General features: G+C 71.5%; 14 protein-coding genes. 3 read left to right on the top strand and 11 right to left on the bottom strand.

The genetic code is table 11. From position 1 onward, the window contains the following. Nucleotides 1–181 precede the first annotated feature (181 nt). The gene (gene tmk / locus AB0J66_RS30500; RefSeq protein WP_364668253.1) at nt 182–2,587 is read right to left on the bottom strand and encodes a dTMP kinase; all 2,406 of its coding nucleotides are present in this window, start codon (nt 2,585–2,587) and stop codon (nt 182–184) included. Between the two features lie 229 nt (nt 2,588–2,816). On the opposite strand from tmk, the gene AB0J66_RS30495 reads away from it, so the two are divergent. Further along, complete coding sequence (locus AB0J66_RS30495; RefSeq protein ID WP_364667828.1) at nt 2,817–4,022, top strand: amino acid deaminase/aldolase; 1,206 nt, start codon at nt 2,817–2,819, stop codon at nt 4,020–4,022. 10 nt (nt 4,023–4,032) lie between these two features. On the opposite strand, the gene AB0J66_RS30490 is transcribed toward AB0J66_RS30495, so the two are convergent. Then, on the bottom strand, nt 4,033–4,662 hold the full coding sequence (locus AB0J66_RS30490) for a TetR family transcriptional regulator (RefSeq protein ID WP_364667825.1): 630 nt from the start codon (nt 4,660–4,662) through the stop codon (nt 4,033–4,035). Nucleotides 4,663–4,799: 137 nt separating this feature from the next. Between AB0J66_RS30490 and AB0J66_RS30485 the strand changes: the two genes are divergently transcribed. Then, nucleotides 4,800–6,101, top strand: coding sequence for a D-arabinono-1,4-lactone oxidase (locus AB0J66_RS30485; RefSeq protein WP_364667822.1), 1,302 nt, complete (start codon nt 4,800–4,802; stop codon nt 6,099–6,101). Here the strand turns inward: AB0J66_RS30485 and topA are convergent, their stop codons facing one another. From topA to AB0J66_RS30455, 6 genes are all read right to left on the bottom strand, one after another. Then, nucleotides 6,102–8,894, bottom strand: a complete 2,793-nt coding sequence (topA, locus tag AB0J66_RS30480) for a type I DNA topoisomerase (protein ID WP_364667819.1) — start codon at nt 8,892–8,894, stop codon at nt 6,102–6,104. A gap of 197 nt (nt 8,895–9,091) precedes the next feature. Beyond that, nucleotides 9,092–9,862, bottom strand: coding sequence for a hypothetical protein (locus AB0J66_RS30475; RefSeq protein ID WP_364667816.1), 771 nt, complete (start codon nt 9,860–9,862; stop codon nt 9,092–9,094). 1 nt (nt 9,863) lies between these two features. Next, on the bottom strand, nt 9,864–10,394 hold the full coding sequence (locus tag AB0J66_RS30470; RefSeq protein WP_364667813.1) for a hypothetical protein: 531 nt from the start codon (nt 10,392–10,394) through the stop codon (nt 9,864–9,866). A 141-nt stretch (nt 10,395–10,535) separates the two neighbouring features. Continuing rightward, a complete protein-coding gene (locus AB0J66_RS30465; RefSeq protein ID WP_364667811.1) occupies nt 10,536–12,878 on the bottom strand; it encodes a sodium-translocating pyrophosphatase in 2,343 nt (780 codons plus the stop codon). A 262-nt stretch (nt 12,879–13,140) separates the two neighbouring features. Beyond that, nucleotides 13,141–13,581, bottom strand: coding sequence for an ATP-binding protein (locus AB0J66_RS30460; protein ID WP_364667808.1), 441 nt, complete (start codon nt 13,579–13,581; stop codon nt 13,141–13,143). Next, the gene (locus tag AB0J66_RS30455; RefSeq protein WP_364667805.1) at nt 13,578–13,937 is read right to left on the bottom strand and encodes an STAS domain-containing protein; all 360 of its coding nucleotides are present in this window, start codon (nt 13,935–13,937) and stop codon (nt 13,578–13,580) included. The genes AB0J66_RS30460 and AB0J66_RS30455 overlap by 4 nt, the downstream gene beginning before the upstream one ends. A 142-nt stretch (nt 13,938–14,079) precedes the next feature. Here AB0J66_RS30455 and AB0J66_RS30450 point away from each other — a divergent pair, with 142 nt between their 5' ends. Then, on the top strand, nt 14,080–16,452 hold the full coding sequence (locus tag AB0J66_RS30450; protein WP_364667803.1) for a DEAD/DEAH box helicase: 2,373 nt from the start codon (nt 14,080–14,082) through the stop codon (nt 16,450–16,452). Here the strand turns inward: AB0J66_RS30450 and AB0J66_RS30445 are convergent. From AB0J66_RS30445 to AB0J66_RS30435, 3 genes are read right to left on the bottom strand one after another with little or no spacing between them, the layout of a single operon-like run. Next, nucleotides 16,394–16,801 (bottom strand): Rv3654c family TadE-like protein, encoded by a 408-nt coding sequence (locus AB0J66_RS30445; protein WP_364667801.1) that lies wholly within the window; start codon nt 16,799–16,801, stop codon nt 16,394–16,396. The genes AB0J66_RS30450 and AB0J66_RS30445 overlap by 59 nt on opposite strands. Beyond that, the gene (locus tag AB0J66_RS30440) at nt 16,798–17,163 is read right to left on the bottom strand and encodes a TadE family type IV pilus minor pilin (protein WP_364667798.1); all 366 of its coding nucleotides are present in this window, start codon (nt 17,161–17,163) and stop codon (nt 16,798–16,800) included. Before AB0J66_RS30440 ends, AB0J66_RS30445 begins: the two co-directional genes overlap by 4 nt. After that, on the bottom strand, nt 17,160–17,345 hold the full coding sequence (locus tag AB0J66_RS30435) for a DUF4244 domain-containing protein (protein WP_364667795.1): 186 nt from the start codon (nt 17,343–17,345) through the stop codon (nt 17,160–17,162). Before AB0J66_RS30435 ends, AB0J66_RS30440 begins: the two co-directional genes overlap by 4 nt. Nucleotides 17,346–17,400: the final 55 nt, after the last annotated feature.

The raw sequence follows: 17,400 nt of genomic DNA, 5'->3' as shown, positions 1-17,400 counted from the left end.
AGCGCGCGATCCCGCTCGTCCTGAGCCCGGTCAGCGGTAGCGGCGCGGGCTGGGCCGTCTGGGGTAGCGCGCAGCGGCGGCCGGCACGGGCAGGGTCACCCGGAGCTGCACTCAGCAGTGACCGGGCCGGCTCGAGCCACGGACAGCCGTGATCCCCACGCCCAGGGCCGTGGGGTCGCGCTCAGCGGTGGGTGGTGCGGGTGGGGCCGTCCGGGGTGTCGTCGTCGTTGATACCGATCAGCTCGGCCATCTCTTCGAGCGGGGGCTCCTCGCCGGCGCGGGACTCGCGCGGGAATGAGCTGTCGGCGCGAGACTCGCGCGGGAGCGGGCTCTCAGCGCGGGACTCGCGCAGGAGCGGGCTCTCAGCGCGGGACTCACCCGGCAGCGGGCTCTCAGCGTGAGACTCGCGCGGGAGCGGGCTTCCGGGGCGCGGCTCGCGCGGGAGCGGGCTTTCGGGGCGCGGCTCGCGCGGGAGTGGGCTTTCGGAGCGGGTCGCCTGGGGTGAGGGGGTGCCTGCGCGGGAAGGTGGGGCGTCGGTAGAGGGCTCGGGGGGTGGGGCCAGCAGGTCGGGGGCCTCGAGGTCGGGGCCGGGGGGCACCGACGTGGAGGCGGGGGCGGGGTGGATGCTCTCGCCGGTCAGGAGGGTGGTCAGGCGGTCGTCGACGGCGGCGCCGATCTCGGCTGGGGGGCGGGCGGCGTCCAGGACCAGGTAGCGGCGGGGGTCGGCGGCGGCCAGGTCGAGGAAGGCGTAGCGGACGCGCTCGTGGAAGGAGCGGGACTCGCTCTCCAGGCGGTCGGCGCCCTCGCCGCGCGAGTCGACGCGGCCCAGGCCGACGGTCGGGTCGACGTCGAGCAGGACGACCAGGTCGGGCTTGAGGCCGCCGGTGGCCCAGGAGGACAGCCAGGAGATCTCGGCCACCGGCAGGGTGCGGCCGGCGCCCTGGTAGGCCAGGGACGAGTCGACGTAGCGGTCGCTGATCACGACGGCGCCGCGGGCCAGGGCGGGGCGGACCACCGTGGCCACGTGGTGGGCTCGGTCCGCGGCGTAGAGGAGCGCCTCGGCTCGCGGGGAGGGGGCGTCGCCCTTGTCGAGGACCAGGCCGCGGATGCGGGCGCCGACGTCGGTTGCTCCGGGCTCGCGGGTGACGACCACGTCGTGGCCGGCCGCTTCGAGGGTGGCGGCCAGGCGGCGTACCTGGGTGGACTTGCCGGCGCCCTCGCCGCCCTCGAAGACCACGAAGACGCCGCTGCGGACGAACTGCTCGTCGGGGGCGAGGGGCCGGCCCCGGATCGAGCCCCACAGGTCGGCCAGCACCGGCACGCCGCGCTTGTCGTCCATCTGGCGGAACGAGCTGATCCCCACGACCACGCCGGCCGCGCCCGCGACCAGCAGCAGCACGCGGGTGAAGGAGACGTCGACGCTGAACGCGCCCAGGTCGACGCGGCGGGAGCTGCCCAGGCCGACCAGGAAGCCGGCCAGCGTGATGGCGAGCAGCAGCACCATGCGCACGCCGATCTGCACGACGGCGAAGACCCGGCCGCGCACCGCGTCCTCGACCTCGCCGTACAGCAGGGTCGTGCCGGCCAGGAAGGCCATGCCGGCCCCGGCCCCGACCAGCAGGGCGCCGACGAGGGCCATCGACAGGTGGAAGGCGACGCCCAGGAACATCACCGAGCCGCTGGCCAGGACGATGCTCATGCCGAACCAGCGGCGGCGCGAGAGCTCCCGGATGATCATCGGGCCGAGGCCGATGCCGAGGGCCAGGCCCATGAAGATGGTGCCGAAGAGCAGGTAGAACGCGGCCTCGCCGGCGCCCAGGGAGGTGGCGAAGGTCTTGGCCGCGCCGATCACGATGCCGCCGGCCGCGAACGCGCCGAAGATGCCGAGGACCAGGCCCCGGACGAGCGGGGTGCCGCCGATGTATTTCCAGCCCTCGAGGAACTGGCGCATCATGCTCTGCTGCTGGGCTTCCTGCTGCCGCTCGGCGCTCTTGCCGCCGATCTCCTTGATGCCGAAGAAGACGGTGAGCGCGGTGACCAGGCGGGAGATCGCGTTCAGGTAGAGCGCGATCTGCACCGGTTCGGCCCAGTCGGGCAGGGTCACGCCGGACTGCTGCACCCCGGCGGTCAGAGCGGAGAGGGCCAGGGCGGCCAGGATCGGCGTGATGCCGTACGTGGTGACCAGCGTCAGCTGGTTGGAGACCTCGATCCGGGATTTGGGGATCAGGTTGGGTACCGCGGCCTCCTTGGCCGGGATCCAGATCAGCGTGATCGTCTCGCCGACGAAGGTGGCGATGGCGGCCCAGGCCACGGTGACGCCGGGCGAGCCGCCGAGCAGCGGCACCAGCGGGATGGAGCCGTAGAAGACGAAGCGGATCAGGTCGGTGATGACCATCGTGTAGCGCCGGTCGAACCGGTCGGCGAAGACGCCGGCGATCGGGCCGAGCAGCAGGGCCGGCAGCAGGCGGACGGCGATGGTGCCGCCGAAGGCCGCGCCCTGCCCGGCGCTGCTCTGGAACTGGGCGGCGGCGAAGATGCCGGTGGCCAGCAGGCCGATCCAGTCGCCGAAGGAGGCGAGGCCGAGCACGAGCCAGAGCCGCCGGAAGGGCCGGATGCGCAGCACCGACCGGAGGGCCGCCGCTCCCGACAGGTCTACCGGTCCGGTTTCCCGCTTTTCGGTGTCGATGGCCGTACCTCCCGTGATCCCCGCAGGGTGCACTCTATCGGGCGGCCACGACCGCCCTGTTCACCCACGTTCGGGTATCAAAAAAGTGAAGCCCTTTCGCGTTGCCTTCATCACGCGTTAAGTTGCTCGCGTGATCGACCGCACACTGCTGCAGAAGCGGCTCGACCGGGCCACCGCACACCTCGAGACGCCGGTCGCCGCCGTCGACCTGGCCGCCTTCGACGACAACGCCGCCCAGCTGGTGGCCCGCGCCGGTGGCAAGCCCCTGCGGGTGGCCAGCAAGTCGGTGCGCTGCCGGGCCCTGCTCGAGCGGGTGCTGGCCCGGCCCGGCTGGCACGGCGTCATGGCGTACACCCTGGGTGAAGCGATCTGGCTCGTCCGTCAGGGCCTGACCGACGACGTCCTGGTCGCGTATCCGACGGTCGACCGGATCGCCCTGCGTGAGCTGACCACCCAGCCCGACCTGGCCGCCGCCATCTCGATCATGGTCGACCACCCCAGCCACCTGGATCTCGTCGACCAGGTGACGCCGCCGGGGGCCCGCCCGGCGCCGGTGCGGCTCTGCCTCGACCTTGACTCCTCCTGGCGGCCGGCCGGTCAGATCCACCTGGGCGTACGGCGTTCGCCCGTGCACTCCGCGGCCCAGGCCGGCGCCCTCGCCCGGCGGCTGGTCGAGCGCCCCGGCTTCAAGCTGGTCGGGATGATGTCGTACGAGGCCCAGATCGCCGGACTGGGTGACCTGCCACCCGGTCGGACGCTGAAGGGCCGCGCCATCCGCCTGATGCAGTCCCGGTCCTTCCCGGAACTGCTCGAGCGCCGGGGCGCCGCCGTGAAAGCCGTCCGCGAGCACGCCGACCTGGAGTACGTGAACGGCGGCGGCACCGGAAGCGTGGCCGCGACCGGCGCCGACCCGGCGGTCACCGAGGTCACCGCCGGCTCGGGGCTGTACGGGCCGACCCTGTTCGACGCCTACAGCGCGTGGCGCCCGACCCCGGCCGCGTTCTTCGCGCTGAGCGTCGTGCGCCGCCCGGCCCCGCGGATCGCCACGGTGCTCGGGGGCGGCTGGATCGCGTCCGGCCCCGCCGAGACGTCGCGCCAGCCCACCCCGTACCTCCCGGCGGGTTTGAGGTTCAAGCCCGACGAGGGACCCGGCGAGGTGCAGACGCCCCTGGTCGGCCCGGCCGCGGCGACGCTACGGCCGGGTGACCGGGTCTGGTTCCGTCACGCCAAGGCCGGCGAGTTGTGCGAGCACGTCAACGAGCTCCAGCTGATCGACGGCGAGACAGCCACGCCGACCCCGACCTACCGCGGGGAGGGCCATGCCTTCCTGGGGTGACGCGAACGCCTCAGTTGGTCACATGACGGTGCAGGTACTCCCGGATCAGCGCCTTGGCCTCGGTCAGCACCGACTCGTCACCGCCCTGGTCGCGCCGGAAGGCCAGCTTGATCAGCGCGTCCGCCGCCTCGACCGAGATCTGCAGCGCGAACCGCAGCCGCGCCCTGTCCATCAGCTGGAACTGGTCGACCAGCAGCTCGGCCAGGCGGTCGGCGATCACCGCGTTGTTGTCGCGCTCGACGTCGAGCAGGTGCACGTCGACCACGTCGCCGAAGTGCAGCGTGCGGAAGCCGGGCACGCTGCGGTGCATGTCGATGTAGGCGTCGATCGCCGCGTCGACCCCGTCCCACCAGTGGGCGAAGGTCTCGCTGCCGAAGCGGTCGGACAGACTCTGCAGGTACGCGTCCATGTTGCGCATGGCCAGGGCCTGGACGATCGCCCGCTTGTCGGGGAAGAACTGGTAGACCGAGCCGATGGCGACCTCGGCCCGCTCGGCGAGCAGCGTCGTGGTCAGGCCCTCATAGCCGACCTCGTCGACGAGCTCGGCGCAGGCGTCGAGCATGCGTTGGACCCGGGCAACGCTTCTGCCCTGCACCGGAACCCGGCGCAGGGGCCCGGTGGTGACGGTTGGTGTCGACACGCGTCGCCACTCCCTCTCAGCAGTGATAATCGGAACGTTACTCGGATCAACGAGCGAGAGGCATCGACGGGACGCGCGGGACACGCCGCTTTCCCGGTTTTGTGCGACTGTGCGCTCGTACGGAGGACAAAGCCATAATGACGACCCCCCTGAACGCCCGCCGTTGGATCAACTGGGGCGGCAACCAGCAGGCCATCGCCGCCGACGTCCTGACCCCTGGCACTGTCGACGAGGTGGCCGCCCACGTCAAGGACGCGTCGGGAAACGGACGCAAGGTAAAGGCCGTGGGCAGTGGCCATTCATTTACCGACATCGCTGTCGCTAATGATCAGCGAATGGTGCTTCACCGTTTGAACGAATTGGTCTCGGTGCAGGGTGATCTCGTCACCGTGCAGGCCGGCATGCCCTTGGCCAAGCTGAACGTCCTCCTCGCCGAGCACGGGCTCGCCATGCCCAGCCTCGGCGACATCGATCAGCAGACGGTCGCCGGCGCGATCTCCACGGGGACGCACGGCACCAGCGAGACCTACTGCACGCTGGCGTCCTGCGTGGAGGATGTCAAGATCGTCACCGGTTCCGGCGAGATTCTCACGGTCGGCCGGGACGACGAGATCTTTCCGGCCACCCGGATCGGCCTGGGCGCGCTGGGCGTTCTCGTCGAGGTGACGCTGCGCTGCGTGCCGGCGTTCACGCTGCTGGCCGACGAGCGGCCGATGGCGCTGGCCGACGTGCTGGCCGGGCTCGACGAGTGGATCGGGAGCAACGACCACGTCGAGTTCTACTGGTACCCGTACACCGACCGGGCCCAGCTCAAGCGGAACAACCGGGTGGCCGAGCACGACCGCCCACTGTCGCCGTTCCGGGGCTGGCTGGACGACGAGTTCCTGGCCAACACCTTGTGGGAGGGCGTCTGCCGGCTCGGCAAGGCGGTGCCGGCCACCGTGCCCACGATCCAGTCGATCGCGGCCCGCGCGCTCACCGCGCGCACCTACACCGAGCGATCCGACCGGGTCTTCTGCACGCCCCGGCGGGTGCACTTCACCGAGATGGAGTACGAAGTCCCGCGCGCCGCGCTGCCCGAGGTGCTGGACGCGCTGCCCCGGATCATCGACGGCCTGCCGTTCAAGGTGCAGTTCCCGGTCGAGGTGCGCTTCACCGGCCCGGACGACGTGTGGCTGTCGCACGGCTACGGCCGCGAGTCGGCGTACATCGCGGTCCACCAGTTCTCCGGGGTTACCTACGAGCCGTACTTCCGGGCCGTGGAGGCCGTCTGCCGGCCGCTGGGCGGGCGCCCGCACTGGGGGAAGCTGCACTACCGCACGGCCGAGGACCTGCGACCGGTCTACCCGAAGTTCGACGACTTCCTGGCCGTACGGAACCGGCTCGACCCGGCCCGGGTGTTCGCGAACGATTACCTGGACCGGGTGCTCGGCGCCTGATCACTCGGCGGACGCGGCGGCCTTCTTGGGGGCCGCCTTCTTCGGCGCCGCCTTCTTGGCCGCGGCGGTCTTCTTGGCCGGCGCGGCCTTCTTGGCGGGAGCCTTCTTGGCCGCGGGCTCGGCCGTCTTCTTGGCCGCCGCCTTCTTGGCCACCTTCTTCTTCGGGGCCGGGCCCTTGGCACGCTTCTCGGCGAGCATCTCGGACGCCTGCTCGACGGTCAGCTCCTCGGGCGTCTGGCCGCGGCGCAGCGACGCGTTGTACTCGCCGTCGGTCACGTACGGACCGAAGCGGCCCTCCTTGATCACCATGGGCTTCTCGGTGACCGGGTCGGGACCCATCTCGCGCAGCGGCGGCTTGGCCTCACGGCGCTGCCGGGTCTTGGGCTGCGCCAGCAGGGCCAGGGCCTCGTCGAGGGTGACGGTGAAGAGCCTGTCCTCGTTCTCCAGCGACCGGTAGTCGGTGTCGCGCTTGACGTACGGGCCGTAACGGCCGTTCGCCGCCGAGATCTCCTTGCCCTCGGCGTCGACCCCCAGCACGCGGGGCAGGGTCAGCAGCTTGAGCGCCTGCTCCAGGGTGAGCTCGTCCGGCACGTGCGACTTGAACAGCGAGGACTTGCGGTCGCCGCTCTGCACGTACGGCCCGAAGCGCCCCGACTTGAGCTGGACCGACTCGCCGGTCGCGGGGTCCTCGCCGAGCGAGCGCTCGCCGCCACCGCCCAGGTAGAGCTCGTCCACCTTGGCCGGGGTGAGCTCGTCGGGCGCGATGCCCTCGGGCAGCGAGGCGCGGTCGCCCTGCACCTCTTCCTCGTTGGCCTCCGCCGGCAGGCGGCGCTCGAGGTACGGCCCGTAGCGGCCGACCCGGACCACGACGTTGCGGCCCTGCTCGTCGGTGAAGAGCGGGATCGAGTTGACCGAGCGGGCGTCGATCGCGCTCAGGTTCTCGGTGACCATCTTCTTCAGGCCGCCGGCATGGGCGATCGAGTCGTCCGCGCCCGCGGTCTGGCTGCCGAAGTAGAAGGAGGTCAGGAAGTCCAGCGCGGCGTGGTCGCCCCCGGCGATGTCGTCGAGCTGGGTCTCCATCGAGGCGGTGAAGTTGTAGTCGACCAGGCGCGGGTAGTGCCCCTCGAGCAGGCCGATCACCGCGAAGGCGAGGAACGTCGGGATCATCGCCTGGCCGCGCTTCTCGACGTAGCCGCGGTCCTGGATCGTCCGCATGATCGACTCGTACGTCGACGGGCGGCCGATGCCCAGCTCCTCCAGTGCCTTGACCAGCGACGCCTCGGTGTAGCGGGCGGGCGGCGAGGTGTGGTGGCCGACCGCGGCCAGCTCCTCGGCGGTCAGCGGCTGGTCCTTGACCAGGGTCGGCAGGCGGCGCTCGGCGTCCTCGGCCTCGGCGTTCTCGTCGTCCGAGGACTCCACGTAGGCCCGCAGGAAGCCAGGGTCGGTGATCGTCTTGCCGGAGGCGGCGAAGTCGACCTCCTCGTTCGCCGTGGAGATCGCGCGGATCCGGACGCTGACCGAGTTGCCGACCGCGTCGGTCATCTGCGAGGCGATCGTGCGGCGCCAGATCAGCTCGTACAGCTTGAACTCGTCGGTCGACAGCTCGTTGGCCACCTCGCCCGGCGTGCGGAAGTTGTCGCCGGCGGGGCGGATGGCCTCGTGCGCCTCCTGCGCGTTCTTGACCTTGCCGGTGTAGCGGCGGGGCTGCGGCGGAACGTTCGACGGCCCGTACAGCTCGGCGATCTGGCGGCGGGCCGCGGTGAGCGCGGTCTCCGACAGGTTGACCGAGTCGGTACGCATATAGGTGATGTAGCCGTTCTCGTACAGCTTCTGCGCGGTGCGCATCGTCTGCGAGGCCGAGAAGCGCAGCTTGCGGGCCGCCTCCTGCTGCAGCGTGGAGGTGATGAACGGCGCGTACGGGCGGCGGCGGTACGGCTTCTCCTCGACCCGGGTGACCGTGAAGGGCCGGTCGTCGAGGCGGGCGGCCAGGCCGCGGGCGCCGCTCTCGTCCAGGTGGACCACGCCGGCGCCGGTCTTGACCTGGCCGGTGGTGGGCTCGAAGTCCTTGCCGGTGGCGATCCGGTCGCCGTCGAGGGCGATCAGGGTCGCGTTGAAGCTGCGCGGGCCCTCGACCTGGCCCTGGACCGCCAGGGTGGCCAGGATGTCCCAGTACTCGGCCGTCCGGAACGCCATGCGCTGGCGCTCCCGCTCGACCACGATGCGGGTCGCCACGGACTGCACCCGCCCGGCGGACAGGCCGGGCATGACTTTCTTCCACAGGACCGGGCTGACCTCGTAGCCGTACAGCCGGTCGAGGATGCGCCGGGCCTCCTGGGCGTCGACCAGGTCGCGGTCGATCTCGCGCGGGTTGGCCACGGCGGCCTGGATGGCCGGCTTGGTGATCTCGTGGAAGACCATCCGCTTGACCGGGACGCGCGGCTTGATCGTCTCCACCAGGTGCCAGGCGATGGCCTCGCCCTCGCGGTCCTCATCGGTGGCGAGGAAGATCTCGTCTACTTCCTTGGCCAGTTTCTGCAGCTTGGCGATCTGCGCCTTGCGGTCCTGGGAGACGACGTAGAGCGCGTGGAAGCCGTTGTCGACGTCGACGCCGAGGCGGGCCCACGACTCGCCCTTGTACTTGGCGGGCACGTCGGCTGCCTTGCGGGGCAGGTCACGGACATGGCCGAAGGAGGCCTCGACAAAATAGTCGGGCCCCAGATAACCGGCGATCGTCTTGGCCTTCGACGGAGACTCGACGATGACCAGACGGGTCGTCCTGGCGTCACTCGGCACGGCACTCCCATACTTCGCACTCAGCGTTCCGCCATCCGGACTGCGGCGGAGCACAGACTTTCAACGTAACGCGCCGGACGAGCAGCCATTCCCTCCGTACCCCGAAGTCGGATGGTAACGGTCCGGCCACCGCACGCGTCCGACGGCGACACCGTACACCGGGAACATGCCGTCGTGTCGCACACAATCCAGGAAGATCACGCACCCGCGCCCCGTGGCCAGAGGTCTTCCGGCGCCGCCGGGGGCCGTTCGCCGACCAGCTCGGCCAGCCGCGCGACCCGCCGCTTTCCCTTGATCAGATATTGCCGTCCGTCATCCGACAGGCGGCCGGCCAGACCGGCCCGGACCAGCGCCGCGTCGATCTCCACGGGGTCCTTGCCGGGGCCGAGACCCAGCGCGAAGCCCCCCGCGATCGGCTCCCCGGCCGCGGCCACCCAGAGACGCAGCCGAGGTCCGCTGAGGAACAGCTGAGCGGCGGCCTCCGGCCAGCCGCGGGCAAGACCGTTCAACCGCCGGGAGTACGCCGTGAGCACCTCGAAACGGGGCCTGGCCCCGGGCTGATCTTCCACTTCCGTGATTTGCGCCTCGGCCGCATCGTCGTCGCCCGATTCCTGAGCCATCGTCACCGACTCGCCGCTATTATCCTTTTCGTCGTCTTGGACGGGCCGCCAGTTGACCACGAGCCCGCGGCTCACCAACTCGGCAGCCAGCACGTGCACCCGCCAGGCCGCATCCACGACCACCGACACCCGGGCCGTGCCGCCCATCCGGCCCAGCTTCCCCGGGCCGGCGAGCAACCCGGCCAGGTCACCCGGCGACGGCTCGGTCGTCTCGGCCCCGAAGATCGGAAGTTGCCTTCCCGACTCCGAGGTCTGCCCCGGCGTCCGGGGCGGCGGCCGGCGCTTGGCAGCCGGGACCGGCGCGGGGAGAACCTCGCGCGGGATCAGCGGCCACCCCGTCTCGGTCATCTCACCGGCACTCGGGCACTTCGTCGAAGGCGGCCTGCAACTCCTGCGAGTTGAGCTTGCTGGTGTCGAGCCCGCTCGCCTCGTAGTCGGTCTGCAGCTGCGAGACGACCTGGGTCACCTGCTGATAGAAGGTCTCGGCGGGCGCGGTCGGCAGCCCCTGGATGCCGCCCTTGGCCTTCGCGTAGGCGTCGCGCATCGCGGAGAGCGAGGTGAGGAAGCCGTCGGCGATCGTCTCGCCATCGTCCACGTCGGGCACTCCGGCCTTGGCCACCCCGGCCCGGGCGCGCTCACTCGCGTCCTCGGCGCCGGCGAACAGGCGGGACAGGTTCTCCTTGGCCTGATTGGGCGTCGTGGCGCTCTCCATCTGCTGCTGGGTGCGGGTGGTCAGCGAGCCGATCTCGCTGCGCCACGGCTCGAGCGTGGTGCAGACGGAGGTCGCCCAGGCCCGGGCGCTGTGCGCGCCGGAGCAGGCGGTCAAAGAGGTCACGAGCGCGAGTAGAGCCAGCAGTGCGAGGGGTCGGGCCGGGCGCATGGGAAGCAGCGTACGGGCATGGTCCGACAACCTCATCTGTGGTGCGGGGGCACCCGGCGCAGCCGGATGCCCCCGCGAGTTGGATCTCCATCCAACCGCCCCGCCCGGCCACCCTCGGCCGGACTGAAGGCTGAGCTGCTATCAGGCGGTGACCTTCGCGGTCGGCGTGGTGTCGCCGGCCGCGGGGGTCGGGGTGTCGTCACCCATCGAGATCGGCTTGCGCTTGCTCCAGACGACCGCGCCCACGATGATCGCCGCCGCCACGAGGGCGATGACGATGCGCAGCGGGTCGTTCTGGTCGTTGCCGATGCTCCAGGCCACCACGGCCGGGGCGATCAGCAGCGAGACCAGGTTCATCACCTTGAGCAGCGGGTTGATGGCCGGGCCGGCGGTGTCCTTGAACGGGTCGCCGACGGTGTCGCCGATGACCGTGGCCGCGTGCGCCTCGGAGCCCTTGCCGCCGAAGTTGCCGTCCTCGACCAGCTTCTTGGCGTTGTCCCAGGCGCCGCCCGAGTTGGCCAGGAAGACCGCCATCAGCGTGCCCGCCCCGATCGCGCCGGCCAGGTAGGCCGCCAGCGCGCCGGCGCCGAGGCCGAAGCCGACCGCGATCGGCGCCATGATGGCCAGCACGCCGGGGGCGAGCAGCTCGCGCTGCGCGTCGCGGGTGCAGATGTCGACGACCCGGCCGTACTCGGGCCGCTGGGTGCGGTCCATGATGCCCGGGAACTCGCGGAACTGGCGGCGGACCTCCATCACGACGGCGCCCGCGGAGCGGGAGACGGCGTTGATGGCCAGGCCGGAGAAGAGGAACACGACGGCCGCGCCGGCCAGCAGGCCGACGATGCTGCGCGGGTTCGCGATGTTGAGCAGGCCGAGGATCTCGTTGCCGACCTGGTCCGGGTTGATCCCGGCGTCGGCCAGCGAGGTGGCCAGGCTGTTGGTGTACGACCCGAACAGCGCCGTCGCCGCGAGCACGGCCGTGGCGATCGCGATGCCCTTGGTGATCGCCTTGGTGGTGTTGCCGACCGCGTCGAGCTCGGTGAGGATCTGCGCGCCCTTCTCGTCGACGTCACCGGACATCTCGGCGATGCCCTGCGCGTTGTCGGAGATCGGGCCGAAGGTGTCCATCGCGACGATGACGCCGACCGTGGTGAGCAGGCCGATGCCGGCCAGCGCGACCGCGAACAGCGACAGGGTGAGCGACGCGCCGCCGAGCAGGAAGGCGCCGTAGACGCCGGCGCCGATCAGCAGCGCCGAGTAGACCGCGGACTCCAGGCCGACGCTGATGCCGGCGAGCACGACGGTGGCCGCGCCCGTCTGCGACGACTTGCCGATGTCCTGCACCGGCCGCCGGTTGGTCTCGGTGAAGTAGCCGGTCAGCGCCTGGATGGCGGCGGCCAGCACGATGCCGATGACGACGGCGCCGATCGCGACCCAGCGCGGGTCGCGGCCGCTGGCGAGCACGCCGGCGTCGATGTCGTCGTCGCCGAAGCCGGCGAACGTGCTCGGCAGGTAGATGAAGGTGACCACCGCGACGGCGATCGCCGAGATGACCGCGGAGATGTAGAAAGCCCGGTTGATCGCCGTCAGGCCGTTGCGGTCGCTCGGGCGCAGGCGGGTGATGAAGACGCCGATGATCGCGATGACCACACCGATCGTCGAGACGATCAGCGGGAAGATCAGGCCGTCCTGACCGAAGGCGGCCTGGCCCAGGATCAGCGCGGCGACCAGGGTCACGGCATACGACTCGAACAGGTCGGCCGCCATGCCGGCACAGTCACCGACGTTGTCGCCCACGTTGTCGGCGATCGTCGCGGCGTTGCGCGGGTCATCCTCGGGGATGCCCTGCTCGACCTTGCCGACCAGGTCGGCGCCGACGTCGGCGGCCTTGGTGAAGATGCCGCCGCCGACCCGCATGAACATGGCGAGCAGCGCGGCGCCGAAGCCGAAGCCCTCGAGCACGGTCGGGGCGTCACTGCGGAAGATGAGCACGACCAGCGCGCCACCGAACAGGCCGAGGCCCACGGTGAGGAAGCCGACCACGCCACCGGTGCGGAACGCGATGCCCATCGCGGTCTCCCGGCCGCCGCTCTCGCCGGCGGCCGCGGCCACCCGGAGATTGGCCCGGGTCGCGAGCGCCATGCCCGCGCCGCCGATGAACGAGCTGAAGACGGCGCCGACGATGAAGAACAGCGAACGGCCGATCTTGACCCAGACCTCGTTGTCGGTGTCGTGCACCGGAAGGAGGAAGAGCAGGACGACCGCGATCACCACGAAGATGGCGAGCGTTTTGAACTGACGGAACAGGTACGCCGACGCGCCTTCTTGAACGGCCCCGGCAATCTCCTGCATGTTCTTGGTTCCCCGGCCGGCCTTGAGCACCGACTGGACGAACATGGCGGCAAAACCGAGCGCGATGAGCGCGAATACCAGCGCCACGATGACAAACGTGACGTTGGAACCACTTAACGAGGTCCCGGACATCAATGTCCTCCTGTACACCGACCGCGCCCGGGTCGGCGGACGAAACCGTCCGGGCGCTCCCCGTTGAAGGGGGAAACGACAACTGGGCCCCGCGGGGCGCGGGACCAGGAGCAGTAGTTGATAACTCGCGTACTGTATCGGCCGACGTGGCGATGGTCACACCCGGATCCGGCCGTGTCGTGGTGATGTTTGCCGCTGTGTTAGCCGGCGGGAAATAGGGTATAGAAGCTGATTTATCTCTGGAGGCTTTGTCCGAATTGTCTCAACGGCGCTGAACGGGCCAGACCATGCGGACCTCGGTCCCGGCACCGTCCTCGACGGGGCGTACCTGCAGGTCATCCACGAAACCGGCGAGCAGGGCGAAACCGACGCCGGTCGTCAGGTCCTCGTCGGTCAGCGTCTCGGCCGCCAGCTCGTCGGGGGGCAGCTTGGCCAACCCGATGCTCGCCTCGATCGGCGCGTGGTCGACGACCCGGACGGTGTACGCGTCCGAATCAGACATCTCGACGGTCACCAGCTCGGCCAGGCCGTACTGGTTGTGCAGGGCGACGGCCCGCGTGCAGGCCTCACCGATGGCCAGCCGGACCTCGTCCAGCAGCTCCTCGGCGACACCGGCCCGGCGGGCCACGGCGACGCCGACCAGCCGGGCCGTGCGGACGTGCACGGGCGCGGGTGAGAAGGACAGCCGAACGGTCGCCATCACGAATTCGAACCGCTGCCGTCGCTGTCCTGGGTCGCCGCCTCGATCGTGGGGTAGATCGGGAACACCTGGTCCAGCGCCGTGATCCGGAAAATCTTCAGCAGCGCTTCCTTGGAGCAGACCAGCCCGAACTTTCCGTTCGCCACGCGTAGCCGCTTCATCGCGCCGACCAGCACACCCAGGCCGGTCGAGTCGAGGAACTCGACGCCGCCGAGGTCCACGACGACGTTGCGGGCGCCGGAATCGACCAGCTCGACGAGGCGCTCCCGCAGCCTCGGAGCCGTGTAGACGTCGACCTCGCCGCCGACCTCGAGCACCGTGTGCTCGTCGACGGTCCGGGTCGCAAGGGACAGCTCCATCGCTCCTCCTCCCTGCGGGGGACGCTGATCCGGCAGCCGATCTCCCCAGCGAATCTAACCATCGCCCGGATACAGCCGACGCATGGCACCCACCGTCGTACCCGTTTGAGGTTCGCGCCATTCCGGTGTCACAGTGCTGTGCGTGACTTTGACCGCCTTCGGCCCCGCCGACCTGCTGCATCTGCTGAAGGCCCGGACCGCCTCGGCCCCGGAGTCGCCGGTCACCCACATCGAGGAGCTGCCGGCGCGCGTGGGGCGTACGGCCGCCTGGCCCGAATGGGCCTCACCCGAGCTGGTCGCGGCCCTGACCGCGCACGGCATCCCCGCACCCTGGGAGCACCAGGCCCGCGCGGCGTCGCTGGCCTCGAGCGGTACGCACGTGGTGATCGCGACCGGAACGGGATCGGGCAAGTCGCTCGCCTACCAGCTGCCGGCCCTGACCCGCCTGCTGTCCGACGAGCGGGCGACCGCGCTGTACATCTCGCCGACCAAGGCGCTGGCCGCGGACCAGTTGCGCGCCGTCGCCCGCCTCGGCCTGACCGGGGTGCGCCCGGCCACGTACGACGGCGACACCTCCCGCGAGGAACGTGAATGGATCCGCCAGCACTCGCGGCTGATCCTCACCAATCCCGACATGGTGCACCATGCGATGCTCCCGGGGCATGCGCGCTGGGCGTCCTTCCTGCGCCGTCTGACGTACGTGGTGGTCGACGAGTGCCACGCCTATCGCGGGGTGTTCGGCTCCCACGTGTCGCACGTGATCCGCCGCCTGCGCCGGACGGCGGCCCGGTACGGCGGCACGCCGACCTTCGTGCTGGCCTCGGCCACGTCGGGCGACCCGGCCGACGCGGCCTCGCGGCTGACCGGCCTGCCGGTGACCGCCGTGACCGAGGACGCCTCGCCGCGGGGCGCGATGACCTTCGCCTTGTGGGAGCCGCCGCTGCAGCCCGCGCCCGCCGACGATCTTCAGGAGCTGGTGGAGGCCGAGCTGCCGCAGGTGCGCCGGTCCGCGCTGCGCGAGACCGCCGACCTGTTGACCGACGCCGTCACGGCGGGCACCCGGACGCTGGCCTTCATCCGCTCGCGGCGCGGGGCCGAGGTGGTCGCGTCGATCACCCGGCGGCAGCTCGACGAGGCCGTCCCCGGCCTGGGCGACCGGGTGGCCGCCTACCGCGCGGGCTACCTGCGCGAGGACCGCCGGCAGATCGAGCGTTCCCTGCTCTCCGGCGAGCTGCTGGCCCTGGCGTCGACCAACGCGCTGGAGCTCGGCGTCGACCTGGTCGGCCTGGACGCCGTGCTCATCTGCGGCTATCCCGGCACGCGGGCGTCGCTGTGGCAGCAGGCGGGCCGGGCGGGCCGGGCCGGCGGCGAGGCGCTGGCGGTGCTGATCGCCCGCGACGACCCGCTGGACACCTACCTCGTGCACCACCCGGAGGCGCTGTTCGGCCGGCCGGTCGAGGCCACGGTCCTCGACCCCACCAACCCGTACGTTCTGGGCCCGCAGCTGTGCTGTGCCGCCTCCGAGGGCCCGCTGACCGAGGCCGACCTCGCGCTGTTCGGCGGCGAGCCGGCCCGCGCGGCGGTGGAGGGCCTGACCGCCTCGGGCGCGCTGCGCCGCCGCCCCTCCGGCTGGTACTGGACCCACCCCGGCCGGCCCGACGTCGACCTGCGCGGCGCCGGCGGCGCACCGGTCTCGGTGGTCGAGGCGTCCACCGGCCGCCTGCTCGGCACGGTGGACCAGAGCTCGTCGCACATGATGCTGCACACCGGCGCGGTCTACCTCCATCAAGGCGTGAGCTTCATCGTCGACGACCTCGACCTGGACGACGCGATCGCCCTGGTGCACCCGGAGGAGCCGGACTGGTCGACCCACGCCCGGGACGTGACCGACGTGGCGGTCCTCGGCGTCCGGGACCGGGTGGACGCCGGCCCGGTCAGCCTCTTCCTCGGCGAGGTCGAGGTGACCAGCCAGGTGGTCTCCTACCAGCGCCGCCGCCACGGCTCGGGCGAGGTGATCGACACCAAGCCGCTCGACCTGCCGGTCCGCGACCTGCGCACGGTCGCGGTCTGGTTCACGATCACACCGGAGGCGCTGACCGCGGCCGGGGTGGAGCCGCCGGACTTCCCGGGCGCGCTGCACGCCGCCGAGCACGCCGCGATCGGCCTGCTGCCGCTGATCGCGACGTGCGACCGCTGGGACATCGGCGGCCTCTCCACGGCCAACCACGTCGACACCGAGGCGCCCACGGTCTTCGTCTACGACGGCCACCCCGGCGGCGCGGGCTTCGCCGAACGCGCCTACGCCACGGCGGCCGACTGGCTCAGCGCCACCCGGGAGGCCATCGCCGCCTGCACCTGCGACACCGGTTGCCCGTCCTGCGTGCAGTCCCCCAAGTGCGGCAACGGCAACAACCCGCTCGACAAGCCGGGCGCCGTGCGGGTCCTCGACACCGTGCTCACCGCCCTCGCCGGTCGCCAAGCTGTCCCGGCTCAGCCTGGGCCGGCAGCGCCGTGACCGGCCCGGCCCGGGCCGCCGCCGTGACTTGGCGCGTCAGGCCGGGCAGCGGCTCCACCCGCACCGTCACCTCGACCACCATCTCGAGCCCGGTGACCGTGCAGGCAGTCATCCGCCCGCCGTTGGCCGCGACGAACCGCCGAGCCCGCTCGCAGGCCACCTCCGCCCCGTAGATCGCCTTCGCGGCCCCGGCCAGCACGCCGAGGTCAGCCGCCAGCCGGGCCTGCTGCCGCCCGAGCCGCGCCGCTCCGATCGCCGCCCCGGCCAGCCCGGCCGCGACGAGGAACAGCCCCGCCGCCAGCATGAAGATCGACGCGGCACCCCGGTCGGGCTCACCACGCGGCCTCATCGAGCGGCGCCGGGCACGGCTGACGGCTCACGGGCGGCCGTGGCCGAGCCGTCCACCGTGACGATCGCGAGGCCACTGCCGAGCAGGTGAATCGGCGCGCTCACCCGAGCCGTGACCGCGTCGCCGCCGCCGCCCAGCTCGATGACCGCGCCGGGCGGAGCCCCGGCGAGACCCGGCCCGCGTTCGCCGCGGGCTTCGGCCAGCGCCACCTCCCGGGCCACGGCGAAACACTGAGCCTGAACGGTCACCGCCTTGACCACGGTCAGACCGGCGAAAAGCAGCAGCATGAGCGCCGGCAGCCCGGCCGCGAGCTCGGCCGTGAACGCTCCCCGGTCGCGGCCGGGCCACCGGCGCCGTCTCACTTCAGGGCCCGTTCGATGACCCCGCCGAGCGCCGTCTGCACACCGGGGCTGGTGACGACCTTGAACAGGATCCCGGCGAACGCGACGGCGGCCAGGGTGCCGACGGCGTACTCGGCGGTGCTCATCCCGGCGTCGGCGGCCTCGGTCCGCAGCCGGGCGAAGTTGGCGATCAGTTTGCGCACGTGGTTCTCCTTCAGTTGTGTTCCCGCCGGCCGCCGGCGCGGCGACCGGTTGTCG

Source organism: Actinoplanes sp. NPDC049598, assembly GCF_040675435.1.
Classification (GTDB): domain Bacteria; phylum Actinomycetota; class Actinomycetes; order Mycobacteriales; family Micromonosporaceae; genus Actinoplanes.
Note: the sequence above shows the minus strand (reverse complement) of the source record. Positions and strands in the feature narration are given on the sequence as shown.